Below are 25697 nucleotides of genomic sequence, written 5' to 3'. Positions count from 1 at the left end.
TTTTTGAATCTTCTCTTATCTTTTCTTTGTTTTTTTAGTTTTTTTTTTTCTGCTCCTGCGCCCGCAGCTCTCTACTCTTTCCTCTTCGTCCGCAGCGTCAGATCTGTCTCACCGCCAGGCCCTCTACGGGGGCGGGGCGGTGCACCGGTACGACGCCGAGGGCCGCCGCGACGCGGTGGTCGAGGTGCCCACGGTGCAGGTGACCGCCTGCACGCTCGGCGGGCCGGGCCTCGACCAGCTGTTCATCACCACGTCGCGCCAGGGTCTGGACCCCGACGACCCGCTGGCCGGCTGCCTGTTCCGGGCCGACGTCGGCGTGCGCGGGCTGCCGGCCAGGGAGTTCGCCGGCTGAACGCCGTCCTCAGGGGCAGGCGACCCACTCCTCCTCGCCGTCGGTGAAGACCTGCCGCTTCCAGATCGGCAGCCGCGCCTTCACCTCGTCGACGAGCTCCGCGCAGGCCGTGAATGCCTCGCCGCGGTGCGATGCGCTGACGGCGCAGGCCAGCGCGACGTCGCCGATGCCGAGCAGGCCGATGCGGTGGCTGACCGCCACGGCGTGGATGCCCGGCCGGGCGGCGAACTCCTCGGCGAGCTCGGTGATCACCTCGGCCGCGGTCGGGTGCCCGACGTACTCCAGCTCGGTGACCGAGCGGCCGCCGTCGTGGTCGCGGACGACGCCCGCGAAGGAGACGACCGCCCCGGCCGCCTTGTCGGCGACGGCGTCCTCGTGCTCGGCGACGGACAGTGGCGTGTCCACGACCTGTGCGATCACGGCGCCGAAGGTACTCCCGGCGGAGGCACGTCCAGGTCCACCGGATCGGCCAGGCCGGTGCAGTCGACCTCGGTGACATCGTGCGCGGCGAGGTAGCGGCGGGCGCCCTCGTCCCCGGCCAGGGTCTCCAGCACCCCCGCCCAGTGCTCGCGGCCGATGAGCACCGGGTGGCCGCGGACGCCGTCGTACGTGGCCACCGCCAGCGCGCCGGGAGCTGAGTGCGTGGCGACCGCGCGCAGCGCCTCTGGCGTCATGCCGGGCATGTCCACGAGCGTGACCAGCGCGGCGTCCACCGTGCCGGGGAAGCCGCGCAAGCCGTCCAGGCCGGCGCGCAGTGACGAGGCCATGCCGGTCTCCCAGTCCTTGTTCGCCAGCACCGTGGCGCCGGTCAGGTCCGCGGTGCGCCAGACGTCCACCGCCTGCGCGCCCAAGACGACGAGCACGACGTCGCAGGCCGCCCGCGCCGTCGCGACCGCCCGCTCGACCAGCAGGCCGCCCTCGTACTCGACCAGCGCCTTGGGCATCCCGTAGCGGCGGCCGCCCCCGGCGGCGAGGACGACGGCGGCGCAGCTCATGCCCCCACCCTCTCAGGGGCACCGATGATCAGGTCTCCTGATCACAGTGGGTCCTGGCTCACGGTCGACGGTGAGCCAGGACCCGGAACGATCAGCCGACCTGATCGTCAGCGCTCGTAGACGGTGACCTCGGAGGCCTTCACGACCGCCCAGGCCGGAGCCCCGGGGGTGAGCCCGAGCTCCGCGAACGCGGTGGCGGTGACGTCGGCCACCAGGGGTACCTCCCCGGACAGGTCGCAGCGCACCGTGGCGCCGTGCGGCGTCGCGCCGGCCAGGGTGACCGGCCAGACGTTGCGCGGGCTGCCGTCGGGCCGGGACAGGTAGAGCGCCACCGATTCGGGGCGGATCGCGGCGAACACCGGGCCGCGGGCCTCCTCCGCGACCGCCACGACGCCCCCGTTCTCCACCCGGACCGTGCGCCCCTCCCCCGTGCCGGGCAGCAGCGCGAGCCCTCCCAGCCGGGCCACGTAGTCGGTGCGCGGACAGCGGGCGACCTCGTGCGGCGTACCGGCCTGGACCACCCGCCCGTCCTCGACGACGACGACGCGGTCGGCCAGCGCCATCGCGTCCACCGGGTCGTGGGTGACCAGCACGGTGCTGCCGCGGAACTCGGCGAGGTGCCGACGCAGCTCGGCCCGCACGGTCAGCCGGGTGCGGGCATCCAGCGCCGAGAGCGGCTCGTCGAGGAGCAGCAGCGCCGGCTCCCCCACCAGCGCCCGGGCCAGGGCGGCCCGCTGCGCCTGACCGCCGGAGAGCTCGGCGGGCCGCCGGCCCCCCATGCCCTCCAGCCCGACGCGGGCCAGCCGGTCGTCCGCCGCCGCCCGGGCCGCCGTCCGGCCGGTGCCGCGCGTGCGCAGCCCGAAGGCGACGTTGTCCGCGACGCTCAGGTGCGGGAAGAGCAGCGCGTCCTGGAAGACCATGCCCAGCGACCGGCGGGAGGCGGGCAGGTGCGTGCCGTCGTCGTCCCAGGTGGCGCCGTCGACGACGACGACGCCGGAGTCCGGGAGCAGCAGGCCCGCCAGCACCCGGAGCAGCGTGGACTTGCCCGCGCCGTTGGGTCCGAGCACGGCCAGCACCTCGCCGTCGGCGACCTCGACGTCCAGCTGGAGGTCGAGCGTGCCGCGTCGGACGGACACGGCGGCGCGCAGGCTCACGGGACGCCCGCCCGGCCGAGCCAGCGGTCGCGGAGCAGCAGCAGGGTGGCCAGCGAGACCCCCAGCAGGAGCACCGACAGCACGATCGCGGCGTCCGGGTCGCGCTGCAGCGCCAGGTAGACCGCCAGCGGCATCGTCTGCGTCGTCCCCGGGAAGTTGCCCGCGAAGGTGATGGTCGCGCCGAACTCGCCCAGGGCGCGGGCCCAGCAGAGCACCGCGCCCGCCGCGATGCCCGGCGCCACCATCGGCAGGGTCACGCGGCGGAACGTCGTCCACCGGCCGGCGCCGAGGGTGGCCGCGACGTCCTCGAACCGGGCGTCGGCCGCCCGCAGCGCCCCCTCGACGCTGATGACCAGGAACGGCATGGCCACGAAGGTCTCGGCGATGACCACTGCGGTCGTGGAGAAGGGGATCGTGATCCCGAAGGCGTCGTCCAGCCAGCTACCCACGAGGCCCTGGCGCCCGAGCACCAGGAACAGCGCGACGCCGCCCACCACCGGGGGCAGCACCAGCGGCACGGTGACCAGCGCCCGCAGCACGGTGCGGCCGCGCGCACGGGAGCGGGCCAGCACCCAGGCCAGGGGAACCCCCATCAGCAGCGAGAGGAGGGTCGCCAGGGTGGCCGAGACGAGCGACAGGCGCAGCGCCTGCCCCACGCCGGGAGCGGCGAGCTGCGGGCCGAGCTGGGACCAGGGGGTGCGGACCAGCAGCCCGACCAGTGGGAGCGCCAGGAACAGCACGCCCAGCACGGCGGGGACCAGCAGGGGCGCCGGCACCCGCGCCCCCTCGCGGGCCCGGCTCCTCACCGGACGCTGCTCACGGCGCCCGGAGTCCCGCGTCGGTGAGGACGCGGCGTCCCTCGGCCGACAGGACCAGGTCGACGAAGGCGCGGGCCGCGGCCGCGTTGCGGGCGCCGTCGAGGACGCAGACCGGGTAGTCGTTGACCACCTGCTCGGCCTCGGGGAAGGCGATGCCCTCGACGGCGCCCCCGGCCGCGGCGACGTCGGAGGCGTAGACCAGGGCGGCATCCACCTCGCCCAGCTCCACCTTGGTCAGCGCGGCGCGCACGTCCTCCTCCAGGGTGTCCGGCCGCGGGGGCACCCCGGCGGCGGCGAACACGGCCTCGGCGGCCGCTCCGCAGGGGACGTCCGGCGCGCAGACGGCCAGCGCCAGCTCCTCGCGGGCGAAGTCGGCGAGCCCGGTCACCGCCGCCGGGTTGCCCTCCGGGACGGCGATCCGCGGAGCGTTGCGGGCGAAGACCTGCGGCTCCCCGTCGGTCCGGCCGGCGCTCGCGACCACCGCCATCTGCGCCTGGTCGGCCGAGGCGAACACGTCGGCGGGCGCGCCCTGCGAGATCTGGGTCGCCAGCGCGGAGCTGCCGGCGAAGCTGAACTGGACCGTCAAGCCGGGGTTGTCCTCCTCCAGCCGCTTCCCCAGCTCGGGAAAGGCATCGGTCAGCGACGCCGCGGCGAAGACGGTGAGGGTGCCCGTCGGCCCGTCACCGCCGGGACCGGCGCCGGACGCGCCGCAGCCGGCCAGCAGCGCCGGGAGCACTGCGGCCACCCCGCAGGCGGTCTTCCGCATGCGCGGAACCCTAGCGCCCAGTGGGCTCCGCGGGTGCGGACATCTCCCCGGATCAGGGGACGTCGATGCTGACCTGGGTCGCCTTGACGGTCGCGACGGCGCGGACGCCGACTTCCAGCCCGAGCTCGTCGGCCGCCTCGCGCGACATGAGCGACACGACGCGGAAGGGGCCCGCCTGGATCTCCACCTGTGCCATGACGGTGTCCCGGACGACGTTGGTGACGATGCCGGTCAGCCGGTTGCGGGCCGAGGACGGCGTGGTGCCGGGCTCGGGCGCCTCGCGCAGCCGGGTGGCGAGCCGGGCCAGGTCGGCGCCGTCGACGACCGCCGGGCCGCCGCTCTCGCGTCGCACCGTGAGCCGGCCGCTGTCGATCCACCGCCGCACGGTGTCGTCGCTGACGCCGAGCAGGGTCGCCGCCTCGGCGATGCGGTAGGTGGCGGCCACGACCAGACCCTAGAGGGATCTGTGGACGTCGCTCGGCCGTCCACAGCGGGCGCAGCTGCGCGACACGGGGACGGTGCAGCATGGCCGGCGTGATCGACGACGCCTGGCTCGAGGAACTGCTCCGGCACCGGCCCGACGCCGAGTCGGCCGCCCAGCTGGCGCCGGGGCTCGCGCACCACTTCCCCGACGTCGACCCCGGCGGGCTCGTCACGCGCACCCTGCTCGACGCCCTCGACGCGGCGTGGGAGCGGGGTTGGCAGCCGGCCGACGTCTCGCACGTCGCCCGCCGGCAGGCCGGTGCCGGGTCCGTACCGCTGGTCGTGGCGCTCATCGCCGAGCACGCCCGGCGCACGGATGCCGCAGCTCGGGCGCCGGAGAGCTGGATCGACCAGCTGCGCGACCTCGGCGCGCTGAGCGCGGACGACGCCGGCGGGGTCGCCGCCTGGCAGAGGGCCGCACGACGGCCGCCGGTCGAAGGATGGCGGATCGCCCTCCAGCTCCTCGGGGCGCTGCGCTCGACGGTGCGGATCGAGGCGCTGGTACCGCCGCCGTCACGGTGGGGCGCCGCGCGAGCGCGTCCGGAGCGGCCGATGGCCGCCGACGACCGCGCCCTGCGCCGGATTCGCGGCCTGCTGGCCAAGGCGGAGTCGACCGAGTTCGCGGAGGAGGCCGAGGCGCTGACGGCCAAGGCCCAGGAGCTGATGACCCGCCACGCGGTCGACGCGGCACTGCTGGCGGACGCCTCCCCCGCAGGCATCGACGTGGACACCCGTCGGGTGCACGTCGCCGATCCGTACGTGCGGGCCAAGATGCAGCTGCTCGGCGCGGTCGCCGACGCCAACGGCGTGCGGCTGGTCTGGTACCAGGGCCTGGGCATCGCCAACCTGGTGGGCGTCCGGGCCGATCTGGACGCCGTCGAGCTGCTCTTCACCTCCCTCCTGCTGCAGGTCACCCAGGCCCTGGCCGCCGCGGAGCGGGCCGAGAAGCGCAGGGTCGCCGCCCGCACCTTCCGCCGCGCCTTCCTGCTCGGCTACGCGCACCGCATCGGGGAGCGGCTCACCACCGCGCGTCGGCACGCGACGGCCGAGGCGGCCGCCGCGCGCGGCATGGACCTGCTGCCGGTGCTGCGGTCCCGGCAGGAGGCTGTGGAGAAGGTCGTCAGCGACCTCTTCCCGCAGGTCCGCGCCGGTCGGAGCCGTTCCTCGGTCGACGCGAGCGGCTGGTACGCCGGTCGAGCGGCCGCCGAGCGCGCCGATGTCCACCCGCGCGGCGCGTCCGTCGGTTGTTCCGGGGAGCGCGGCGCACTGGGCTGAGGCGTTCCCGCGGGAACGTGCCCCCGGCCGCCGTCACGCCGCCGCGAGACCGAGCCGCAGCCGGGCGGCCCGCTCAACGGACGGCATGCGGTCCCGCGGTCACTGGCTCGCGTGGCAGCGCGGCACGGGGCCCGGCGCGGCCCCTGAGCACGTCCGCGTCGCGCGGGCCCTGCGTGGACTTCCGCGGATCGAGGCGGCGTTCGGGGCCGGCCGGGTCTCCTGCTCCAAGGTGCGGGCACCGACCCGCGTCGCCGAACCGGTTTGCCAATCCGCGGCGTCGGGGAGAGGCACCGGGTGCCTTCCCTCTCCGAGCGGGACAACCCCGCTGGCGCGACCGCAGCAGTCCGCACCCGCCGCATCCGCGAGTTCGCCCGGGAGGTCCTCGGCTACGACAAGTTCCGTCCGGGGCAGGAGAAGGCCATGCAGTCGGTGGTCGGCGGGCACGACACCCTCGCCGTCCTCCCCTCCGGAGCCGGCAAGACCGCGGTCTACCAGGTCGCGGGCCGGCTGCTGGACGGTCCGGTCCTGGTGGTCTCACCGCTCATCGCCCTCCAGCGCGACCAGGTCGACCGGCTCTCCGAGCTCGGGGAGCAGGCCGGCCGCCCCGCCCAGCTCAACTCGACCATGTCGGCCGGCGACCAGCGGGAGGCCCTGGAGGGCCTGCGGGACGGAACGGTCCGCTTCCTCTTCCTGGCCCCCGAGCAGCTGACCAAGCCCGAGGTGGTCGACGCCATCGCCGAGGCACAGCCCGCGCTGTTCGTCGTCGACGAGGCGCACTGCGTCTCCGCCTGGGGGCACGACTTCCGTCCCGAATACCTGCGGCTGGGCGGCGTGGTCGAGCAGCTGGGCCACCCGACCGTCCTGGCCCTCACCGCCACCGCGGCACCCCCGGTCCGCGCCGAGATCGTCGAGCAGCTCGGCATGCGCGACGCGGAGATCGTCGTCGCAGGGTTCGACCGGCCCGAGATCCGGCTCGAGGTGGACCACCACGCCGATGCGCGCGGCAAGGAGCAGGGCGTGCTCGACCGGGTCCTCGCCGAGATCGGCGACGGCCGCGGACCCGGCATCGTCTACAGCGCCACGCGGAAGGGCACCGAGCAGCTCGCCGAGCAGCTCGCCGACCACGGCCTCCGCGCCCGGCACTACCACGCGGGCCTGAACAAGGCCGATCGCGAGGACACCCAGCGGGCCTGGATGGCCGACGAGCTCGACGTCGTCGTCGCCACCACGGCGTTCGGCATGGGCATCGACAAGCCCGGCACCCGTTTCGTGGTCCACGCCGAGCCGGCCGACTCGATCGACAGCTACTACCAGGAGATCGGCCGGGCGGGCCGGGACGGCGAGCCCGCGCTCGCCGTTCTGGTCTACCGCCAGGAGGACCTCGGGCTGCGCCGGTTCTTCGCGGCCGGAACGCCCGCCGAGGAGGAGCTGCAGCAGGTGGCCGGGCTGGTGCAGGCCGCGGCGGCCGTCGGGATGGACGACGGCGTCGACGTCACGGCGTTGCGGGAGGAGACCGGCCGGGCAGCGACCCCACTGGTGCGCGACCTGAACCTGCTGGAACAGGTGTCGGCCGTGGTGCTCGACGAGGAGGGCGCCGCCTTCCCCGCGGACGGGGCGCCGACGCCGGGCGAGGCGGCCGAGCACGCCCGCCGGCTCGCCGAGCACCACGAGAAGGTGGACCAGTCACGGGTGGAGATGATGCGCGGCTACGCCGAGACCACCGAGTGCCGCCGGCAGTTCCTGCTCGGCTACTTCGGCGAGCAGCTGGACCAGCCGTGCGGGAACTGCGACAACTGCTCGGCCGGCACTGCCCACGCCCAGACCGACGACGCCGGCCACGTGACGCCCTTCCCCGTGGGGTCGGCGGTCGAGCACGGCGAGTGGGGCACGGGCGCGGTCATGCGGGTGGGGGACGACCGGGTCACGGTGCTGTTCGACGAGGTCGGTTACAAGACGCTCGGCCTGGCCGCCGTCCTCGAGCACGACCTGCTCCGCATCCGCGGCTGAGCCGGCCCTTCCGTGCCGAGATCCCGCGATCTCGGCACACCACGACCCCTGGTGCGCCCAGTTCCGGTGACGTCGGCCCAGTGGGACCGGCTCGACCTGCGCGACGCACCAGGCCGCCTCATGATCAACACGACACCCGGGCACACCCTCTCCGCCCGGCCGGGAGGAGCAACAGCGTGAAGGTCCTCGGAATCAACGCGATCTACCACGACCCCGCGGCGGCGCTGGTCGTCGACGGGAAGGTCGTCGCAGCCGCGGAGGAGGAGCGGTTCAGCCGGCGCAAGCACGGCAAGCGCCCTCTCCCCTGGAGCGCCTGGGAGCTACCCGAGCTGTCGGCCGCGTGGTGCCTGAAGGAGGCCGGCATCCGCCCGGAGGAGCTGGACGCCGTCGCGTACTCCTTCGACCCCGAGCTGATGACGACGCCGGAGGAGACCGGCCTCTTCGACGACGGCGACGTCATGCGCAAGAAGTACGCGGAGATGGCGCCGGACTTCCTCGCCCACGCGCTGCCCGGCCTCGACCCCGCCAAGGTCCGGTTCGTGAAGCACCACGTGGCCCACGCCGCCTCGGCCGGGCTTGCCGCCCCGCAGCGCGACAACGCGGTGCTGGTGCTCGACGGCCGCGGCGAGGCGCACAGCCACCTCGCGGGCCGCTACGTCGACGGACAGCTGGAGGTGCTGGCGGGCCAGTCGCTGCCGCACTCGCTCGGGCTGATGTACGAGGACCTCACCGACCACCTCGGCTTCCTGCGCAGCTCCGACGAGTTCAAGGTCATGGCGATGGCCAGCTACGGCAAGCCGCGCTTCGTCGGCGACCTGTCCGAGCTGATCCGGGCCACCGACGACGGCGGCTTCCGCACCGAGAAGATCGACTTCGCCGAGTTCGCGCCGCGGCTGGGCAAGGGCGACCAGTGGACCGAGGCCCACGCCGACCTCGCCGCCAGCGTGCAGCAGCGCCTCGAGGAGGTGCTCGTCGACCTGGCCCGGTGGGTGTACGAGCAGACCGGCGACCGCACGCTCACCATGGCCGGCGGCACCGCGCTCAACTGCGTGGCCAACACCCGCATCCTGGCCGAGAGCCCGTTCGAGGAGGTCTGGGTGCAGCCGGCCGCCGGTGACGCGGGGACGGCCCTGGGCGCCGCGCTGCACGTGGCCCGCGAGCTCGGTGAGGACACCCAGCCGATGCCCGGCGCCGCGCTGGGCCGGGGCTGGAGCGACGACGAGATCGAGCAGGTCCTGCAGACGGCGGCGATCGACTACGAGCGCCCCGACGACGTCGCCGAGGCCGTGGCCGAGGTGCTCGCCGACAACGGCATCGTCGCCTGGTTCCAGGGCCGCAGCGAGTACGGCCCGCGCGCGCTGGGGCACCGGTCGCTCATGGCGCACCCGGGCCACGAGGCGAACCTGGAGCGCATGAACGACGTGAAGGGCCGGGAGCAGTTCCGTCCCGTCGCACCCATGGTGCTCTTGGAGAAGGCGCCGGAGATCTTCAGCCGCGGGCCGATCCCCTCGCCGTACATGCTCTTCGTCCACGACGTCGCCCCGGAGTGGAAGGACCGCATCCCCACCGTCACCCACGTCGACGGCACCGCGCGGATCCAGACCATCGACCCGGAGACCTCTCCCCTGGTGCACCGCATGATCTCCGCCTTCGAGCGGCGCACCGGGATCCCGGTGGTGGTCAACACCAGCCTGAACACCGCCGGCCGTCCGATGGTCGACGACCCGCGGGATGCGCTGGAGTGCTTCGGCTCGGCACCGGTGGACCTGCTGGCGATCGGCCCGTTCGTCGTCCGCCGGGCGAAGCCCACGCCGCGCGGGGGAAAGGACTGAACCGTCCGGGCCCTCGGTCCCGAACACGGGGACGAGGGCCCGGCGGCTCCTCCGCCCAGATGACAGAACGGCAACGACCGTCGCTCTATCGGGGGACGACCGTTACTCCTGCTCAGACAGGGGTACAGGGCCTGCCAGCCCCCGTCAGGACCTGACGGGACCACCACCTTGGGAGGACACCATGGCCGCTACGGGTCACAACGCCACAGGCCGGGGCAAGACCGTTCCCGAGATCCTCGGGCTCGCCTTCGGCGCGATCTACCTACTGGTCGGGATCGTCGGCTTCTTCATCACCGGTTTCGACGACTTCTTCGCCCACAACACCAATGAGACGATCCTCGGTTTCGAGATCAACGGGATGCACAACGTCGTGCACATCCTGATCGGCCTCGCGGGCCTGGCGCTGTCCCGCACGCTGGCCGGTGCCCGCACCTACGGGTGGCTGCTCGCGATCGGCTACGGCGCCGCGTTCGTCTACGGCCTCATCGCCATGGGCAAGGACTGGGACTTCCTCAGCATCAACACCGCCGACAACGTTCTGCACATCGCCACGGCGATCGTCGGCCTCGTGATCGCCCTGCTGCCGGTCCGCAACGCCGTCGACAACCGTCGCGTGTAACGCCTCACGCACCCGCCGAGCCGGGCTCCGGCCGTCCCCGAGGGGACGGCCGGGGCCCGGCTCGTGCCGTTCCTGCCCCCGGACGGTCGACCCCCGCTGCGACGCCGATCACGTCCGGCGCTACGTTGGCGGGCATGGACTTCGCTCTCTCCGCCAAGGCCGAGGACGTCTGCGCCCGCGCTTGGGACTTCATGCGCGAGCACGTGTTCCCCGCCGAGGCCGTGTACGACCAGTGGCGGGCCGAGCAGGGTCACGACAACCACGAGCACCCGCCCGTCCTCGAGGAGCTCAAGGCCGAGGCCCGCAGGCGTGGGCTGTGGAACCTCTTCCACCACGAGGTCGGCGGGCTGTCCAACCTCGAGTACGCCTCGGTCGCCGAGATCACCGGCTGGTCGCCGACCATCGCCCCGGAGTCCATGAACGTGGGCGCGCCGGACACCGGCAACATGGAGACGCTCATGCTGTTCGGGACGCCCGAGCACAAGGAGCGCTGGCTCAACCCGCTGCTGGAGGGCGAGATCCGCTCCGGCTTCGCGATGACCGAGCCCGACGTCGCCAGCTCCGACGCGCGCAACATCCAGACCTCGATCGTGCGCGACGGCGACGAGTACGTGATCAACGGCCGCAAGTGGTGGACCTCCGGCGCCGCCGATCCGCGCTGCCAGATCTTCATCGTCATGGGCAAGACCGACCCCGACGGCCCGCCGCACCGGCAGCAGTCGATGGTGCTGGTGCCCCGGGACACCCCGGGCCTGGAGATCATCCGGCACCTGCCCGTGTTCGGGTACCAGGACCAGCACGGCCACTCCGAGCTGCGCTTCACCGACGTCCGGGTGCCGGTCGGCAACATCCTGTCCGGCGAGGGCGACGGCTTCATGATCGCCCAGGCCCGCCTGGGCCCCGGCCGGATCCACCACTGCATGCGCGCCATCGGCATGGCCGAGCGCGCCCTGGCGCTGATGGTGGAGCGCAGCAAGAGCCGCGTCGCCTTCGGCCGCCCGCTGGCCGACCAGGGCACCGTGCGCGAGGCGATCGCCCTCTCGCGGATCGAGATCGACCAGGCCCGCCTCTACGTGCTGAAGACGGCCGACCTGATCGACAAGTACGGGGCGAAGGGCGCCAAGACCGAGATCTCGGCGATCAAGGTCGCCGCGCCAAAGGTGGCCCTCGACGTCATCGACCGCGCGATCCAGGTGCACGGCGGCGCCGGCGTCAGCAACGACACCGTCCTGGCCCGCTTCTACGCCAGCGCCCGCACCCTCCGGATCGTCGACGGCCCCGACGCCGTGCACATCCGCGGCGTGGCCAAGGAGGAGCTGGCGCGCGAGCGCCCCTTCGCCGGCTGAAGAAGGATCCCGCTGCCCCCCACCAGTCGCAGGCTCGCGGCGGGCCCCCGCACCGGGGCCGCCGCGAGACCTCGCGGAATCAGGGGGTGAGCGTGGTCCCCAGGGATCCGCCGGCCAGCTTGCTCATCAGGGTCGTCCGGTCCAGGCCGATCGCGGCCAGCCCCTCGGCGTCCCGCTCCGTGTCGAGCTCGTCGGGCAACCCGCCGCCCTCGACCGCGTCGGCCGTGTCGTTGTCGCCCTCCGTGCGCAGCACGCGCACCAGTTCCTGCTTGGCCAGCTTCATCGAGCCCCTTCCTCCAGCCGCTCCGACGGACGCGAGTGTGCTGCTGGTCACACCGGCCCGCAATCGGAGAGCTCAGCTCCGCGGGGCCCGGCGCAGCAGCAGGGCGCCGACCCCGGCGAGGACGACGGCCAGCACGACCTGGCCCACCCCCACGCCGACCCGGTCGCTGGCGAACCACGTCGGCGAGGAAACCAGCAGCACGACGGCGATGCCGAGCACGAGCAGCCCCACGAGGCGCTCGCGGCGGGCGGTGGGCGACGGCTCCGGGGCGGACATGGGGTCCACGGTGCCAGAGGGTCGGGGCGGCCCGACCGCTCGGGTCTAGAGCGCCCGCACCAGCGAGATCTCGTCCCGGTCGTCCCCGGGCGCCACCCGGATCGCACCCGGCAGACGGCCCACCTCTCGGTAGCCCAGCCGGCGGTAGAAGGCGTCCAGCCCGGTACCGCCGCGCGCAGTGAGGTGGAGGAACTCCCACCCCCGGCTGCGGGCGATCTCGTGCACGCCGTCCATGAGCACCCGCCCCAGGCCCTCCCCCTGGCGGGACGGGTGGACCTGGACCCGCAGGACGGTCCCCCAGTGCCGGCGCAGCGGACCGGCCGAGCCGACCAGCGCGGCGAACCCCGCCGTCCGCCCGTCGACGGTGAGCACGCACAGCACGTCGCGCCCCGACCGGACGCCCTCGAGGAGCCGGTCCAGCAGCGGGGCGACGTCGTCCGGGGTGACCGGAGGCACGAACCCCACGGCTCCACCGGCGTTGGAGACGTCGGTCCAGCACGCCAGCATCTCCGCCCGCAGGACGTCGTCGACAGCGGGGACGGGACGGACGACTGCGGCGGGCACGCGGTCATTCTCCGCCCCGCCCCGGCACGCCCCGACGCCGCCCCGGGCGGCGTCGGAGCGAGGTCAGCCCTGGCGGGTCGGCGGCTCGCCCTGGGCGCGTGCCTCGGCGGCGCGCACGGGGTCGTAGGCGCACGCGTCCCCGACGTCGGTCACGGGGCTCGGGGCCGGCGGCTCGGTACCCGGCGCGGGCTCGGGCGAGGTCTCCGGAGCGGGCTCGGGCGCGACCGGTGGCGCGATGGCTTCCTCGACCAGCTCCCGCATGCGGTCGTAGTCCGGATAGGCCGGGTCGATGACCTGCTCGTCGAAGACGACGCTGCGCAGCTCGGCGTCCTTCACCAGGAAGGCCAGGTCGACGAAGTCGTCGAGGACCGAGCGCGGGATGTCGGTGCTCACGATGTCCTGGGTGGTCGCCGCCAGCTCCTGGTACCGCTGCAGCAGGGTCACCGGGTCGGCGGCGTCCACGATCGCGTCGATGGTGCAGCGCTGGCGGGCCATGCGGTCGTAGTCGGTGAGGCCGAACCGGCCGCGGGCGAACTGCAGCGCGGTGTACCCGTCCATCTCCTGGTCGGGGCCGGGCTCGATGTAGTCGTCGGGCAGTTCCCTGGTCCCGGGGTCGCCGTTGATCGGGACGTAGTAGTTGACGTTGACCGTGATCCCGCCGAGGGCGTCGACCAGCCGGCTGAAGCCCTCGAGGTTGACCAGGACGTAGTAGTCGATCGGGAGGCCGAGCGCCTCGCCGACCCCCAGCTTGAGGAAGTCCGCGCCGGGGTCGTCGGTCGGGCCGAGGATGTCGGGGTGCTCCGCCGGGCCGTTCCGGTAGACGGCGTTGAGCAGGCTCTCGCTCTCGCTGCCGGCGTCGAAGCCCTCGGGGTAGACCTCCCGCAGCGGGCTGTCGGCCGGAAAGGGCAGGTCCTCCAGGTTGCGGGGCAGGCTGAACAGCGTGGTCTCACCGGTCTCGGTGTCGGTGCTGGCCACGATCACCGTGTCGGTGCGCACGCCCTCACGGCCCTCGCCGCCGTCGCCGCCCAGGAGCAGGACGTTGACCCGCTCCTTGCTGCCGAAGGGATCGGGGCTGTCGGGCACGGTCGCCGACTGCCGGTCGTCGGCGAAGACGCCGTCGATCAGGTCGCGCGAGGTGGCCACGAGCTGGCCGGCGAACACGGCCGGGCCGGCGATCCCCGCCACCAGGAGCGCGACGACCAGACCGCCGATCACCTGGCGCCCGCGGGAGGTCCGGCGCGGGAGCAGCATCCGGTAGCCGGTCACGACGACGACCACCCAGAGCAGGGCGAGGGCACCGATACCGACGGTCGCCCACTGCAGCACGTCGGTGTCCACCGCGGTCCGGGCGGCGACCCGGCGTCCACCGGTGACCAGCCAGACCACCGCGCCGACCAGCAGCAGGAAGAGACCGAGCACGATCCCGCCCAGCCATCGCCGGCCGGCCGCGAGGTAGCCCACGCCGGGCACGACCGTGCCCAGGGCGGTCCAGCCCAGTGCCGACCCGAAGCTGCGCGAGGCACGGCGCGTGCCGTGCCCGGACATCCGACCGCCGCCGTGCTCGGGCGCGACCGGAGCCGGACCGGCGGTCACCTCGTCACCCATCGCCACCCGCTCACGTGGCCATGATCGCACCGTCCGGGCAGGTGGGGGCGCCGACGACGACTCCGGGGCCCCGGGACCGCCCGATCCAGGGACACGACGGGCCGCCGCCCCGCACGCCGGCCGGAGACCGCTCCGTAAGCTCGGGTCCCGTGCGCCTGGCGACCTGGAACGTGAACTCGATCCGTACCCGCGTCGACCGGGTGGCGGCCTTCCTGGAGCGGCACGACGTCGACGTGCTGGCCCTGCAGGAGACCAAGTGCCGCGACGACCAGTTCCCCGAGGCCCGTTTCACCGCCCTCGGCTACCAGGTCGCCCACGTGGGCCACTCGCAGTGGAACGGGGTCGCGGTCCTCTCCCGCGTCGGGCTGGACGACGTCCGGATGGGCTTCGACGGCATGCCGACCTGGTCGTCCAAGGAGGGCCAGGACCCCACGGCCGAGGCGCGGGCGCTGGGCGCCGTCTGCGGTGGCGTCCGGGTGTGGAGCCTGTACGTGCCCAACGGCCGGACGCTGGCCGACCCGCACCTGCAGTACAAGCTCGACTGGCTCGCCGCCCTGCGGGGGAACGCGGCGAGCTGGCTGGCCGAGAACCCCGCTGCTCCCGTGGCGCTGGTCGGTGACTGGAACATCGCCCCCGAGAACGACGACGTGTGGGACATGGCGGTCTTCGCGCACTCGACCCACGTCTCCCCGCCGGAGCGCGCCGCGTTCCGGGCGATCGTGGACGCCGGGTACGCCGACGTCGTGCGCCCGCACACCCCCGGACCGGGCGTCTACACCTACTGGGACTACACGCAGCTGCGCTTCCCGCGTCGCGAGGGCATGCGGATCGACTTCGTCCTCGGCTCGCCCGCACTGGCCGGCCGGGTGGAGCACGCCTTCATCGACCGGGAGGAGCGCAAGGGCAAGGGCGCCAGCGACCACGCGCCGGTGGTCGTCGACCTGCAGTAGGACCCCCCTGCCCCCACCCACTCGCACGCTCGCGGCGGGACCCTGCACGGGGGCCGGCCGACCGGAAGGAGCCTCACCCCGTGCTGGTCCTCCTCCCCCCGTCGGAGAGCAAGGCCCCGGGTGGCGACGGCGCCCCGCTCGACCTGGGTGCGCTGTCGGCCCCGGAGCTGACCGGCGTGCGCACCAGGATCGCCGAGTCGCTGGTGGAGCTCGCCGGCGACGTCCCCGCCTCGCGGGCCGCGCTGGGCATCTCCCCCCAGCAGGACGAGGAGATCGCCCGCAACGCCGCGTTGTTCACCGCCGGCACCCTGCCCGCCGTCCAGCGGTACACCGGCGTCCTCTACGACGCCCTGGACGTCGGCTCGCTCACCCGGGCGCAGCGGGCCCGCGCCGACCAGCGGCTGGCCGTGGGGTCGGCTCTGTTCGGTCTGGTGACCGCCGACGACCCGATCCCCGCCTATCGGCTCTCGGCGGGCTCGGCCCTGCCCGGGCTGCCGAGCCTGCGCACCCTGTGGAAGCCGGTCCTGGGTCCGGTGCTCGGCGCGGTCGGGGACCTGGTCGTCGACCTGCGCAGCGGGTCCTACGCCGCACTGGCCCCGGCTCCCGACGCGGTGACGGTGTCGGTGCTCAGCGAACGGCCCGACGGCACGCGCGCCGTCGTCAGCCACTTCAACAAGGCGCACAAGGGCCGCCTCGCCCGGCTCCTGGCGACCACCCGGGCCGAGCCTCCCGACGTCCGGCGGCTGCGCTCCCTCCTCGGGCGCGCGGGGTTGCACGTGGAACATGATGGCGGGTCCGCGCTGACCCTCGTCGTGCCGGCCTGAACCGGAGACGTGGCTCCCATTCCCGGTAGTTGGTTGCACGCAACGGGCCGTCCGTGACATAACTTGTCCAGACCTGCCACTCGAACAGCGAGGTGACCGGTCGGGGGCTTCCGGCGACGGCCGGGCAGAAGGGCATCGGTGGACCGATCCACGGACCGCACGGTCGCAGCGGGACCCACCGCAGCCGACCGCGCGGCGGCCCGACTCCGCCTGGACCCCTCCCGGGCCGAGGCTGCGCGCCGCGTCCTCCCCGACGGCCACCCCTCGGGTCTGGGCCGGCTGGCCGACCTGGCCGCCCGTCTCCTCGGGACGGCGGGCAGCCAGGTGTCCCTGCTGACCGACGTCCAGCACGTGGCCGCCGGCACGGGTGCAGCCGCCGTGGGCACCCGCGGCCCCCTGGAGGAGTCGCTGTGCACGGTCACGGCGGCGCTCCCGGTCGGTGAGCCCCTCGTGGTCGCCGACGCCCGGTCCGACGATCGCGTGAGCCACCTGCCCGCGGTGCAGGCAGGCGTGGTGGGGGCCTACCTCGGCACCGCGCTCACCGACACGGACGGACGGACGATCGGCGCGCTGTGCGTCTTCGACCCCGAACCGCGGCCGTGGGCGCCCTCAGAGGTCGCCACGCTGCAGCAGCTCGCCGGATCGGTGATGACCGAGCTCCAGCTGTCGGCCCTCCTGCGGCGCTACGAGGACGACCGCGTCCGGTGGGAGCTGGCCGCCGAAGCCGGCGGCGTCGGCACCTGGGACCTGGACCCCGAGACCGGCGCCCTGACGTGGGACGACCAGCTCGACACGATGTTCGGGTTCGAGGAGGGCAGCTTCGGGCGCACGCTGGAGGCGTTCAACTCGCGCCTGCACCCCGACGACCTGCCGTGGGTCAGCGAGGCGCTGCAGCAGGCGATCGAGACCAGCGGCGAGTACGACGCCACCTACCGGGTGGTGTGGCCCAGCGGCGAGACGCGCTGGATCCACGCGCGGGGTCGCGCCGTGCCCGGGTCCGGCGGGCACACCGCCCGCGTGGTCGGCACCGCCTACGACGTGACCGGCGAGCGAGAGGCGGCCACGCTGGTCACCCGCGTGCTCGAGGCCATGCCGGCGGGCTTCTACAGCCTCGACCGGGAGTGGCGATTCACCTACGTCAACGCCGTCGCCGAGCGGCTGCTGCAGTCCTCGCGCGACGATCTGCTCGGCCGGGAGCTGTGGGAGGCGTTCCCCGACGCCGTCGACAGTGTCTTCGAACACAGCTTCCGCGAGGCGGTACGAACCGGTGAGCCGAGGGCCCTCGACGCCTACTACCCGCCGCTGAACGGCTGGTTCGAGCTGCGGGCCTGGCCGACCCCCGATGGGCTGTCGGTCTACTTCCTCGAGGTCACCGAGCGCCGCCGCGTCGAGGAGCAGGCAGCCGACGCCACCCGCCGGCTGGCCCTGCTGGCCGAGGTCAGCGCCGAGCTGGCCGGTGCGCTGGACCCGCTGGCCGCGACCGCCAAGCTTCCCCAGCTGGTCGTCCCGGCGCTCGCCGACTTCTGCATCGTGACCGTCGTCGACACCGACGGCCGCCCGCGGGACGTCGGGTGCTGGCACGCCGATCCGGAGATGCTGCCCGACCTCGAGCGCTACACCGAGCTCCGGCTGGACTCCATGCCGCCGGACTCCCCCGCGGCGGTCGCGCTGCGCACCTCCGAGGTGATCCGCAGGGCCGGTCGCGAGGTCCGGGAGATGTTCCCCGCCGGCGAGATCCGCGAGGTGCTGCTGCGGCTGGCCCCCCGCGAGGCCGTCGTGCTCCCGCTGCGCGGCCGCAACCGGACGGTCGGCCTGCTCACCGTGTTCTACGCCGACGGCACCCCGGTGCGGGAGGCGGACCTGGCCACGGCGCAGGAGGTAGCCGACCGCGCGGGCCTGGCGCTGGACAACCTCCGGCTCTACAGCGCCCAGCAGCAGCTCGCGGAGGGCCTCCAGCGCAGCCTGCTCACCGAGCCGCCGGAACCCGACCACGCCGAGATCGCCGTGCGCTACCTGCCCGCCGCCGAGGCGGCCCGGGTCGGCGGCGACTGGTACGACGCGTTCCTGCAGCCAGGCGGCACCACGATGCTGGTGATCGGCGACGTCGTCGGGCACGACACCGAGGCCGCGGCCGCGATGGGGCAGCTGCGCGGCCTCCTGCGCGGGATCGCCACCTACAGCGACGCCGGGCCGGTCGAGGTGCTCCGCGGCCTGGACACCTCGATGACCACCCTGCAGATGCAGACCCTGGCGACCGCCGCGGTGGCCCGCTTCGAGCAGACCCCCGACGAGCTCGCGCGGGGTCTCACCCGCATGCGCTGGGCCAACGCCGGTCACCTGCCGCCGCTGGTCATCAACCCCGACGGCAGCGTCGCCGAGCTTGCGGAGTGGAGCGGGGACCTGCTGCTGGGCGTCGACCCGACCAGCCGGCGCCGCGAGTCGGTGATCACGCTCGACCGCGGCTCGACGGTGCTGCTCTACACCGACGGCCTGGTGGAGCGCCGCGACTCCGACCTCGACGACGGCATCCACCGGCTGCGCGAGGCGCTTCTCGAGCTCGCCGGCCGGCCGCTCCAGGAGATGCTCGACGAGCTGCTGGAGCGACTGGTGCACGGCCGGCCCGAGGACGACGTCGCGCTCGTCGCCGTGCGGCTGCACCCCCAGGACCGGCCCCGTCCGGCGGAGGCCGGTCCGCGGCGCGTGCCTTCCACCGTGCCGCCGGACCCCGCCGCCTGATTCAGGTGCGGTCCCGCCGGACCGTTGCCTTGCGGCCCTTGATCATGGTCGCCCGCAGGGCCTGCACGACCTCGTCGGCCGCTGCCTCGGGCACCTCGACGAGGGCGAAGCGCTGGTGGATCTCGATCGAGCCGACGTCGCGCCCGGTCAGCCCGGTCTCCCCGGTGATCGCGCCGACCAGGTCACCGGGGCGGATCCCGGCCTCACGGCCCAGCCCGACGAACAGCCGGCCCGCCGGACCCGAGCTGCGCCGCGGCGCCCGGCCGGCGTCCCCCCGGCTGCCGCCACGGGCATCGGGGCGGCCCCCGGAGTCCGGCCGGAAGCTGACCTGCGGGATCTCCTCGTCGTCGTCGGTCCCTCCCCCGGCCTCGTGCGCGAGCTTCACAGCGGCGAGCGCCACCTCCATGAGGTCGAACTCGTCGGCCAGGCTCTCCACGACCACGCGGAACCGGTCCAGGTCGTCGGTCAGCAGGCTCTCGCGCAGGGCGCCCCGGGTGAGGTCCAGACGGCGGGCGCGCAGGTCGGCGACGGTCGGCACCTTCTCGACCGTGATCAGCGCCCCGGCCACCTTCTCGATCGTCTTGAGCATCCGGTGCTCCCGGGGCTCGGCCAGGGTGATGGCGACGCCCTCGCGACCGGCCCGGCCCACCCGGCCGATGCGGTGCACGTAGGACTCGGGTGCCGACGGGACGTCGTAGTTCACGACGTGGGTCAGCTGCTCGATGTCCAGGCCGCGAGCGGCGACGTCGGTGGCGACGAGCAGGTCCGCCGTCCCGGCGCGGAGCCGGCCCATCACCTTGTCGCGCTGCTCCTGGCTCATCCCGCCGTGCAGCGGCTCGGCCCGGTACCCCCGGCCGTTGAGCGTGTCGGTGAGGGTGTCGACCTCCTCGCGGGTGCGGCAGAAGACGATCGCCGCGGTCGGCGCCTCGACGTCGAGGATCCGGCCCAGCGCGGCCGGCTTCGCCCCGCGCGGCACCACGTAGGCGGTCTGCCGGACCCGGGGGGACTCCCCCGCCGACGCCTTCTCCCGGGCGATGGTGATCCGCACCGGGTCGTTCAGGTGCCGGCGGGCCAGCGCGTCCAGCCGCCGCGGCATGGTGGCCGAGAACAGCACGGTCTGCCGCTGCTCCGGGGTCTCGTCCAGGATCGCCTCGAGGTCCTCGGCGAAGCCCATGTCGAGCATCTCGTCGGCCTCGTCCAGCACGACGGTGGCGATCTCCCCCAGGTGCAGCGCGCCCCGATTGAGCAGGTCCAGCGCCCGGCCGGGCGTGGCGACGACGACGTCGACGCCGGACTCCAGCGAGCGGAGCTGCCGCACGATCGGCGCGCCGCCGTAGACCGGGAGCACGCGGGCGCCCAGGTCCTTGCCGTAGCGGTGCAGTGCCTCGGACACCTGGACGGCGAGCTCGCGGGTGGGCACGAGGACCAGCGCCACGGGCGGCTTGTCGCGGCGGTGGGCGGACAGCTGCTGGAGCACCGGCAGGGAGAACGCCGCCGTCTTCCCGGTGCCCGTGGCTGCCTGGCCGAGCAGGTCGCGGCCCGCGGTCAGCGGCGGGATCGCCTCCTGCTGGATGGGCGTGGGCTCCTCGTAGCCGAGGGCCGACAGCGCGTTCAGCAGCTCCGGGCGCAGGCCGAGGGTCTCGAAGCTGGCGTCGTGCGGGGTGTCGCCGGGGGTGGCTCGATCGTCGGTCATCGCCCTCCATCGTTCACCGGCCTCCCGGGTCGCGCGCACCCGGGCTTCTGCGACGCTGCAGGGATGACCGACGTCGAGGAGCTGTGCACGCGTCCCGCGACCGAGCTGGCCGGCCTGGTGCGCCGCCGGGAGGTGTCCGCGCGCGAGCTGCTGGAAGCCCACCTGGCGCGCATCGAGCGGCTCGATCCCGCGCTGAACGCCGTCGTGACCCTGGACGCCGACGGCGCCCGCGCCGCCGCCGACGCGGCCGACGCCGCGCAGGCCGCCGGGGAGCCGCTCGGACCACTGCACGGGCTGCCGGTGGCGCACAAGGACACCCACGTCACCGGCGGGATGCGCACGACGTGGGGTTCGCCGCTGCACCGCGACACGGTGCCGCTGCGCGACGAGCTGGTGGTGGCCCGGCTGAAGGACGCGGGCGCCATCCGGATCGGCAAGACCAACGTGCCGGAGTTCGCCGCCGGCTCGCACACGGTGAACCCGCTGTTCGGCGCCACCCACAACCCGTACCGGCACGGCCTGTCGGCGGGCGGGTCCAGCGGTGGCGCCACGGCGGCCCTCGCCGCGGGGCTGGTGCCGCTGGCCGAGGGCAGCGACATGGGCGGCTCGTTGCGGAATCCCGCGGCGTTCTGCAACGTCGTCGGGCTGCGGCCCACCCCCGGCCGGGTGCCGACCTGGCCGACGCCGATGGGCTGGTCGACGCTGTCGGTGCAGGGCCCGCTGGGGCGGACCGTCGCCGATGTGGCGCTGCAGCTGTCGGTGCTGGCCGGTCCCGACGCCCGGGCGCCGCTGTCGCTGTCCGACGACCCGTCGGGGTTCGCCGCTCCGCTGCCCGAGCGGCTGGACGGGCTGCGGGTGGCCTGGGCGCCGGACCTCGGCGGCCGGGTGGCGGTCGATCCGGCGATAACCGCAGTGCTGGCGGCGTCCCTGCCGGTGTTCGAGGGCCTCGGCGCGGTCGTGGAGGAGGCCTGCCCGGACCTGGACGGCGCCGACGACGTGTTCGGCACGCTGCGGGCCTGGCTCTTCGACGCCGCGTTCACCGATCTGGTCCGGCGCTCCCCCGACCAGGTCAAGGAGACGATCCGCTGGAACGCCGCGCTCGGCGCGCGGTTGACCGGCGCCGACCTCGCCCGCGCCGAGCAGCAGCACACGAAGCTCTACGAGCGGATGGTCGAGTTCTTCTCCCGCTACGACGTCCTGGTCTGCCCGACGACGCAGGTCCTGCCGTTCCCGGTGGAGCTGGAGTACCCAACCGAGATCGCCGGGGTGCCGCAGGAGGACTACCTGGCGTGGATGCGGTCCTGCACCATCGTCTCGGCGACCGGCTGCCCGGCCCTGTCGGTGCCGGGCGGGTTCACCCCGGACGGGCTGCCGGTGGGGCTGCAGGTGGTCGGCCCGCCGCGCGCCGACCGACGGGTGCTCGAGGTGGGGCACGCCTTCGAGCAGGCCACCCGTTTCGGCGAGCGCCGACCGCTCCTCTGACCGCATCTGGGACTCTCTAGTCCTGACGCTAGACCGAGCGATACGCCGCCATACCGCCTGGCCGGCTCAGCGCAGCCGACGTGCCCCGTGCGAGCGCCTGAGGCTCGGCTCCACGCCGCCGAGGTCCATCGGGTCGAAGGCGTCGGCGAGATGGCCGTTCGTCTCCCATCCGCACCCGAGCAGCGGCGTCGAGCCGAGCACGGCGACGACCTCCGGCCCCCCTCTCCCGCCGTCTGCATCCATCTAGCGCTGCACCGAGACGCCGGTAGACGGGACGATGCAGCGCATCAGCCGCAGGCCGGGCCGTCGGAACCGGCCGGATACTCCAGCAGAGGCACCTCGCCGGCCGCCCAGGCGGCGAGGATCGGCTCGACGATCCGCCACGACTCCTCGGCCTCGACGTCGCTGATCGACAGAGCCGCCCTCCCCGCCAGCAGCTCCTCCAGCAGCAACCCGTAGGCGGACAGTCGGGCCGGCGGCAGATCGACGTCCAACGAGCGACGCTCCAGGCCGAAGGGATCGCCGGCCCCGTTGAGGTTGAGCTCCAGGCTGATCCCGTCCGGGTCCAGCCGCAGCCGCAGCACGTCCGACTCCGCTCCCCCGCCGTCGGTCCCGGGGTCGAAGGCCAGGTGCGGCACCGGCTTGAACCGCAGCACGATCTCGTGCCGGTCGGCGCCCAGCGCCTTGCCCGAGCGGAGACGGAAGGGAACGCCCGCCCAGCGCCAGTTGTCGACCTCGACCGTGTACTCGGCGTAGGTCTCGGTGCCGCGGTCGGCCTGCACGCCCTGCTCGGCGGTGTAGTCCGGCAGCTCCCGGTCGCCGACGGTGCCCGCGGTGTACCGGCCGCGCACGGTGTCCCGCCGCATGTCCCGCGGCGGGCGGACCGCCCGCAGCACGTCGGCCTTGCGGGCGGCCAGGCTGCGGGCGTCGAGCGCGGCCGGGGGCTCCATCGCCACCACCGCCAGCATCTGCAGCAGGTGGTTCTGCAGCATGTCCCGTAGCGCGCCGGCGGTGTCGTAGTAGCCGGCCCGGCCCTCGAGGCCCAAGGTCTCGTCGAACACGATGTCCACCCGCTCGAGGTGCTGCGCGTTCCACACGGGTTCGAACACCCGGTTGGCGAACCTCAGCCCGAGGATGTTGAGGACCGTCTGCATGGCGAGGAAGTGGTCGGTGCGGAAGACCCGGTCCTCGGGTACCAGCCGGTGCAGGACCTCGTTCAGCTGCCGGGCGTCGGCCAGGTTCCGGCCGAACGGCTTCTCGACGGCGATCACGGCGCCGTCGGGCACCCCGGCCTCCGCCAGAGCCTCGAGCGTGGGCAGGAAGACGGTGTTCGGCAGCGCCAGGTAGACCACCGGCACCCCGCCGGCCCGCTCGAGCGCGGCGCGCAGGTCCGCGGGAACCGTGACGTCGCCGTGCCGGTAGCCCAGCCACCCGGCCAGCCGCTCGCGGGCCGCCTCGGGCACGTGGCCTGCGTGCTCGGAGAGCCGTGCGCGGGCCCAGTCGCGGTACTCCTCGTCGGACCAGTCCTCCTGGCTCACGGCCAGCACGGTCACCGGCTCGGCGAGCACGCCGGCGGCCACGAGCTCGGCCAGCCCGGGCAGCAGCAGCCGGCCGGTGAGGTCGCCGGTGCCGCCGAGGACGACGAACGATCGGTTCATCGGGTGCGGGCTCCATCCCGGGCGGCCAGCGCCCGACCGAGGTTCCAGCCGCTGCTGATGACGCCCACGTGGCTGAACGCCTGTGGGAAGTTGCCGAGGAACGACCCGGTCGCCGGGTCGATCTCCTCCGCGAGCAGGCCGAGCTCGGTGGCCCGGCCGCACAGCGAGTCGTACAGCGCCTGCGCCTCGTCGAGCCTGCCCTGCCCCGCGAAGTTGTCCACCAGCCAGAAGCTGCAGAGCAGGAAGGCACCCTCGGTCCCCTCCAGGCCGTCCGGCGACTCGGTGTGCAGGTAGCGGTAGAGCAGGCCGTCCCCGGCGTCGAGGTACCGCCGGACGGCCTCCGTCGTGGCGACCATGCGCGGGTCGTCGGCCGGGATGATCCGCCGCATCGGCAGACTCAGCAGCGAGCCGTCCAGGCCGCCCCGGTCACCGGTGCCGGGCGGGGTCAGGTGCTCGGTGAACGTGCCCCGGTCGGGGTCCCACGCCTCCTCGAGCAGCGTGCGGTGGATGCGGTCGGCCTCCGCCTGCCAGCGTTCCCGGGGGTGCGGCAGGCCCAGCAGGTTCGCCATCCGCAGCGCCCGGTCGACGGCGACGTGGCACATCGCCACCGAGTAGGTGAAGGGCCGCCCGGCACTGCGGACCTCCCAGATCCCGTTGTCCGGCGTCTGCCAGTGCGCGATCGCCTGCTCCGCGAGCGTCCGCAGGGCCAGCCACAACGGCTCGCTGACCTCACCTCCGGCACGCATCCACTGGTAGGCCACGTCGAGGAGTTCGCCGTAGACGTCGTTCTGCACCTGCCGCGCCGCCCCGTTCCCCCACCGGACCGGGCCGGAGCCGCGGTACCCCGACAGCGTGGCGTCCAGCCACTCGGTCGCCGGCGGCTCGCCGTCCAGGGCGTACATGATGTCCACCCCGCCCCTGCGCTCCACGTTGCGCAGGGTCCAGGTCAGGAAGGCGTGCGACTCCTCCTCCATGCCGATCCGGCGCAGCGCGTAGCCGGTGAACGCGGCATCGCGCACCCAGGTGTACCGGTAGTCCCAGTTCCGCTCCCCGCCGATGCCCTCCGGCAGGGAAGACGTCGCGGCCGCCATCACCGCGCCGGTCGGCACGTGGTCGAGCAACTTGAGGGTGAGCGCCGAGCGACGCACCAGGTCGGCCTGCGGCCCGGAGTAGGTCAGGCGGTCCGCCCACGCCCGCCAGGACGCGGCGGTCTGGTCGACCAGCGCCTCCGGCTCGCTGCGGGCCCGCGTGTGCGTCTGCCCCGACCACTGCAGCGTGACGGTGAGCCGCTCCCCCTCCCGCAGCCTGGCCTTCCCGGCGATCGCACCGTCGCCGGTGAGCGTCAGCGGCGAGGAGCACCACAGCAGCAGGTCGAGGTCGGGGCGGGCCGGCCAGCGGATCCGCCAGGCGCCCAACTCCGAGCGCACCTGCACACCGTCCCTGGGCGCGAGCCGGATGTCCACCTCCACCGTGCCCGAGAGCACGCGGGCCGTGCGCAGGAGCTCGCCGCGCCCGGCCGGCACCGGCTCGGCCAGGTCAGCACCCGCACGGAGCGGCAGGCAGTCGGTCAGCTCCAGGACGCCGTCGGCCGCGTGGAGCTCGGTGACCAGGACCCCGGTGTCGGGCAGGTACCGCTGGGCCGCCTCCCGCAGCCCGACCGGGGTGACCGCGAAGGTGCCGCCCCGCTCCGCGTCCAGCAGCCCGGCGACGAAGGGCTCGCCGTCGAAGGTGGGCAGGCACAGCCACGGGATGGCGCCGTCCCGCGCCACGAGCGCGCAGGTGACGCCGTCACCGATCAGGCCGTGGTCCTCGATGGGCAGGTAGCCGTCGGTGCGGGTCAGGGGGCGCAGCGGCACGACATCCCCTCGGTCGGCGGTCACTGTCGCCCGGACCGTGCCCACGGAGGGATCTGCCAACCCCGCTCGACATGACGGTTCGATGACTCTCACGGGCACCGACCGCCGGCCGTGACGGTGGGC

At 74.1% G+C, this 25697-nt stretch carries 24 protein-coding genes and 1 pseudogene; 10 read left to right on the top strand and 15 right to left on the bottom strand.

Annotation, left to right across the window (positions count from 1 at the left end):
• The first annotated feature begins 7 nt into the window (after positions 1–7).
• On the top strand, positions 8–352 hold the full coding sequence (locus tag C5508_RS20265) for an SMP-30/gluconolactonase/LRE family protein (protein ID WP_104524358.1): 345 nt from the start codon (positions 8–10) through the stop codon (positions 350–352).
• A gap of 9 nt (positions 353–361) precedes the next feature.
• On the opposite strand, the gene C5508_RS07685 is transcribed toward C5508_RS20265, so the two are convergent.
• From C5508_RS07685 to C5508_RS07660, 7 genes and pseudogenes are all read right to left on the bottom strand, one after another.
• Positions 362–772, bottom strand: coding sequence for a molybdenum cofactor biosynthesis protein MoaE (locus tag C5508_RS07685; protein WP_104524357.1), 411 nt, complete (start codon positions 770–772; stop codon positions 362–364).
• Complete coding sequence (locus tag C5508_RS07680) at positions 769–1347, bottom strand: nucleotidyltransferase family protein (RefSeq protein WP_104524356.1); 579 nt, start codon at positions 1345–1347, stop codon at positions 769–771. Before C5508_RS07680 ends, C5508_RS07685 begins: the two co-directional genes overlap by 4 nt.
• A gap of 107 nt (positions 1348–1454) precedes the next feature.
• Entirely contained in the window at positions 1455–1910 is a 456-nt protein-coding gene (locus tag C5508_RS20695; RefSeq protein WP_408607758.1) for a TOBE domain-containing protein, read from the bottom strand.
• Between the two features lie 120 nt (positions 1911–2030).
• Positions 2031–2438 (bottom strand): annotated as a pseudogene (locus tag C5508_RS20690) (ATP-binding cassette domain-containing protein); the annotation flags it as partial.
• 59 nt (positions 2439–2497) lie between these two features.
• A complete protein-coding gene (locus C5508_RS07670; RefSeq protein WP_104524354.1) occupies positions 2498–3307 on the bottom strand; it encodes an ABC transporter permease in 810 nt (269 codons plus the stop codon).
• Positions 3308–3317: 10 nt separating this feature from the next.
• On the bottom strand, positions 3318–4085 hold the full coding sequence (gene modA, locus C5508_RS07665) for a molybdate ABC transporter substrate-binding protein (RefSeq protein WP_104524353.1): 768 nt from the start codon (positions 4083–4085) through the stop codon (positions 3318–3320).
• Between the two features lie 52 nt (positions 4086–4137).
• Complete coding sequence (locus C5508_RS07660) at positions 4138–4530, bottom strand: TOBE domain-containing protein (RefSeq protein WP_104524352.1); 393 nt, start codon at positions 4528–4530, stop codon at positions 4138–4140.
• Positions 4531–4619: 89 nt separating this feature from the next.
• Here C5508_RS07660 and C5508_RS07655 point away from each other — a divergent pair, with 89 nt between their 5' ends.
• The 5 genes from C5508_RS07655 to C5508_RS07635 all read left to right on the top strand — a co-directional run bounded on the left by C5508_RS07655 (position 4620) and on the right by C5508_RS07635 (position 11647).
• Positions 4620–5843: a DUF2786 domain-containing protein gene (locus C5508_RS07655; RefSeq protein ID WP_198597950.1), complete on the top strand. Its 1224-nt coding sequence runs from the start codon at positions 4620–4622 to the stop codon at positions 5841–5843.
• Between the two features lie 294 nt (positions 5844–6137).
• Positions 6138–7850, top strand: a complete 1713-nt coding sequence (locus C5508_RS07650; protein ID WP_104524350.1) for a RecQ family ATP-dependent DNA helicase — start codon at positions 6138–6140, stop codon at positions 7848–7850.
• Between the two features lie 176 nt (positions 7851–8026).
• Positions 8027–9682, top strand: a complete 1656-nt coding sequence (locus C5508_RS07645; protein ID WP_104524349.1) for a carbamoyltransferase family protein — start codon at positions 8027–8029, stop codon at positions 9680–9682.
• 181 nt (positions 9683–9863) lie between these two features.
• Positions 9864–10301 (top strand): DUF4383 domain-containing protein, encoded by a 438-nt coding sequence (locus C5508_RS07640; RefSeq protein WP_104524348.1) that lies wholly within the window; start codon positions 9864–9866, stop codon positions 10299–10301.
• Between the two features lie 134 nt (positions 10302–10435).
• Positions 10436–11647, top strand: a complete 1212-nt coding sequence (locus tag C5508_RS07635) for an acyl-CoA dehydrogenase family protein (protein WP_104524347.1) — start codon at positions 10436–10438, stop codon at positions 11645–11647.
• A gap of 79 nt (positions 11648–11726) precedes the next feature.
• Here the strand turns inward: C5508_RS07635 and C5508_RS07630 are convergent, their stop codons facing one another.
• From C5508_RS07630 to C5508_RS07615, 4 genes are all read right to left on the bottom strand, one after another.
• On the bottom strand, positions 11727–11930 hold the full coding sequence (locus C5508_RS07630; protein WP_104524346.1) for a hypothetical protein: 204 nt from the start codon (positions 11928–11930) through the stop codon (positions 11727–11729).
• A 72-nt stretch (positions 11931–12002) separates the two neighbouring features.
• Positions 12003–12206: a hypothetical protein gene (locus C5508_RS07625; protein WP_104524345.1), complete on the bottom strand. Its 204-nt coding sequence runs from the start codon at positions 12204–12206 to the stop codon at positions 12003–12005.
• A 45-nt stretch (positions 12207–12251) separates the two neighbouring features.
• Positions 12252–12770 (bottom strand): GNAT family N-acetyltransferase, encoded by a 519-nt coding sequence (locus C5508_RS07620; protein ID WP_104524344.1) that lies wholly within the window; start codon positions 12768–12770, stop codon positions 12252–12254.
• 63 nt (positions 12771–12833) lie between these two features.
• Positions 12834–14375 carry an LCP family protein gene (locus C5508_RS07615; protein ID WP_104524360.1) on the bottom strand — a complete coding sequence of 514 codons (1542 nt, stop codon included), beginning with the start codon at positions 14373–14375 and terminating at the stop codon, positions 12834–12836.
• 149 nt (positions 14376–14524) lie between these two features.
• Here C5508_RS07615 and C5508_RS07610 point away from each other — a divergent pair, with 149 nt between their 5' ends.
• The 3 genes from C5508_RS07610 to C5508_RS07600 all read left to right on the top strand — a co-directional run bounded on the left by C5508_RS07610 (position 14525) and on the right by C5508_RS07600 (position 18885).
• On the top strand, positions 14525–15325 hold the full coding sequence (locus C5508_RS07610; protein ID WP_104524343.1) for an exodeoxyribonuclease III: 801 nt from the start codon (positions 14525–14527) through the stop codon (positions 15323–15325).
• A gap of 80 nt (positions 15326–15405) precedes the next feature.
• Positions 15406–16149: a peroxide stress protein YaaA gene (yaaA, locus tag C5508_RS07605; RefSeq protein ID WP_104524342.1), complete on the top strand. Its 744-nt coding sequence runs from the start codon at positions 15406–15408 to the stop codon at positions 16147–16149.
• Between the two features lie 138 nt (positions 16150–16287).
• On the top strand, positions 16288–18885 hold the full coding sequence (locus tag C5508_RS07600) for a SpoIIE family protein phosphatase (RefSeq protein ID WP_104524341.1): 2598 nt from the start codon (positions 16288–16290) through the stop codon (positions 18883–18885).
• Position 18886: 1 nt separating this feature from the next.
• On the opposite strand, the gene C5508_RS07595 is transcribed toward C5508_RS07600, so the two are convergent.
• On the bottom strand, positions 18887–20578 hold the full coding sequence (locus tag C5508_RS07595; RefSeq protein ID WP_104524340.1) for a DEAD/DEAH box helicase: 1692 nt from the start codon (positions 20576–20578) through the stop codon (positions 18887–18889).
• Between the two features lie 63 nt (positions 20579–20641).
• Between C5508_RS07595 and C5508_RS07590 the strand changes: the two genes are divergently transcribed.
• Positions 20642–22060 (top strand): amidase, encoded by a 1419-nt coding sequence (locus C5508_RS07590; protein ID WP_104524339.1) that lies wholly within the window; start codon positions 20642–20644, stop codon positions 22058–22060.
• 66 nt (positions 22061–22126) lie between these two features.
• Here C5508_RS07590 and C5508_RS19475 read toward each other — a convergent pair whose 3' ends face one another.
• The 3 genes from C5508_RS19475 to C5508_RS07580 are packed head-to-tail and all read right to left on the bottom strand — an operon-like array spanning position 22127 to position 25574.
• Complete coding sequence (locus tag C5508_RS19475) at positions 22127–22303, bottom strand: hypothetical protein (RefSeq protein ID WP_157944021.1); 177 nt, start codon at positions 22301–22303, stop codon at positions 22127–22129.
• Between the two features lie 44 nt (positions 22304–22347).
• Positions 22348–23718, bottom strand: a complete 1371-nt coding sequence (locus tag C5508_RS07585; protein ID WP_104524338.1) for a glucose-6-phosphate dehydrogenase — start codon at positions 23716–23718, stop codon at positions 22348–22350.
• The gene (locus tag C5508_RS07580) at positions 23715–25574 is read right to left on the bottom strand and encodes a glycoside hydrolase family 15 protein (RefSeq protein ID WP_104524337.1); all 1860 of its coding nucleotides are present in this window, start codon (positions 25572–25574) and stop codon (positions 23715–23717) included. The genes C5508_RS07585 and C5508_RS07580 overlap by 4 nt, the downstream gene beginning before the upstream one ends.
• Between the last annotated feature and the right edge of the window lie 123 nt (positions 25575–25697).

This window comes from Blastococcus atacamensis, assembly GCF_002938425.1.
GTDB lineage: Bacteria > Actinomycetota > Actinomycetes > Mycobacteriales > Geodermatophilaceae > Blastococcus > Blastococcus atacamensis.
This window is presented reverse-complemented; position numbering and strand designations above follow the sequence as displayed.

Coding starts and splice junctions, on each gene's coding strand:
- C5508_RS07615 (WP_104524360.1), bottom strand. CDS start 14,375: ATGGGTGACGAGGTGACCGCCGGTCCGGCTCCGGTCGCGCCCGAGCAC.
- C5508_RS20695 (WP_408607758.1), bottom strand. CDS start 1,910: ATGGCGCTGGCCGACCGCGTCGTCGTCGTCGAGGACGGGCGGGTGGTC.
- C5508_RS07635 (WP_104524347.1), top strand. CDS start 10,436: ATGGACTTCGCTCTCTCCGCCAAGGCCGAGGACGTCTGCGCCCGCGCT.
- C5508_RS07630 (WP_104524346.1), bottom strand. CDS start 11,930: ATGAAGCTGGCCAAGCAGGAACTGGTGCGCGTGCTGCGCACGGAGGGC.
- C5508_RS19475 (WP_157944021.1), bottom strand. CDS start 22,303: ATGGATGCAGACGGCGGGAGAGGGGGGCCGGAGGTCGTCGCCGTGCTC.
- C5508_RS07680 (WP_104524356.1), bottom strand. CDS start 1,347: ATGAGCTGCGCCGCCGTCGTCCTCGCCGCCGGGGGCGGCCGCCGCTAC.
- C5508_RS07595 (WP_104524340.1), bottom strand. CDS start 20,578: ATGACCGACGATCGAGCCACCCCCGGCGACACCCCGCACGACGCCAGC.
- C5508_RS07585 (WP_104524338.1), bottom strand. CDS start 23,718: ATGAACCGATCGTTCGTCGTCCTCGGCGGCACCGGCGACCTCACCGGC.
- C5508_RS07590 (WP_104524339.1), top strand. CDS start 20,642: ATGACCGACGTCGAGGAGCTGTGCACGCGTCCCGCGACCGAGCTGGCC.
- C5508_RS07625 (WP_104524345.1), bottom strand. CDS start 12,206: ATGTCCGCCCCGGAGCCGTCGCCCACCGCCCGCCGCGAGCGCCTCGTG.
- C5508_RS07640 (WP_104524348.1), top strand. CDS start 9,864: ATGGCCGCTACGGGTCACAACGCCACAGGCCGGGGCAAGACCGTTCCC.
- modA (WP_104524353.1), bottom strand. CDS start 4,085: ATGCGGAAGACCGCCTGCGGGGTGGCCGCAGTGCTCCCGGCGCTGCTG.